The sequence below is a fragment of the Gluconacetobacter entanii genome, from assembly GCF_003206495.1.
Taxonomy (GTDB): Bacteria; Pseudomonadota; Alphaproteobacteria; order Acetobacterales; family Acetobacteraceae; genus Novacetimonas; species Novacetimonas entanii.
Window position 1 is genome coordinate 1 of record NZ_NKUF01000142.1, and the last position, 542, is coordinate 542.

Consider the following 542-nt stretch of genomic DNA (forward strand, 5'->3'; position numbering starts at 1 on the left):
CGCGACGGCTTCTGGTTTGCCGTCCGCCTGTTCGACAGCCGCAAGCAGCACCCCGGCCAGCGCCTCGATCGACAGGGTATCGGCTCCCGTCGCCTCGACCAGTTCGCCGAGCTGGAGGGTCCGTTGCGCCTTAAGCTGTTTTGCCTTTTCCTGAAGCGCCTTCAGTTCCGCATCAATGTCCCGTGGCCTGCGCATTTTCCGCCCTCTGTCCTGCTGGTCTGTGGCATACTCTACCACGCAGGCGAGAACCGCGTCACTCATCCAGAGCAATCAACCCTTGTGGCACAGTAAAATGTGAGTGCACGTCTCCAGCGTGCTTTCAGGTCAATCGGAGCAGTATCATTGCTGCCCTGTAGTTGTCCTGCAATATCCAGAAAAGCCCCGAGCAGGGTGGCGCGGTCATCATCGGTCAGATCGACCAGTCCCGCCTTCTGGACCAGACCGCCCAGTTCGATCAGATGATGAGTGCGTTCCCGTCGCGCCTTCGCCCAGTCGCGCATGTCGGTGCGTGCCTTTCGTGCCTGATGGCGATGGATCAGGGC

2 protein-coding genes are annotated in these 542 nt (G+C 60.5%); both read right to left on the reverse strand.

What is annotated here, in order from left to right; all coding sequences use genetic code 11:
• On the reverse strand, positions 1 to 261 hold a 261-nt coding region (locus CFR72_RS16930; protein ID WP_167400423.1), incomplete at its 3' end, for a conjugal transfer protein TraD.
• On the reverse strand, positions 258 to 500 hold the full coding sequence (locus CFR72_RS16935; protein ID WP_110914823.1) for a conjugal transfer protein TraD: 243 nt from the start codon (positions 498 to 500) through the stop codon (positions 258 to 260). The genes CFR72_RS16930 and CFR72_RS16935, both read right to left, overlap by 4 nt.
• Between the last annotated feature and the right edge of the window lie 42 nt (positions 501 to 542).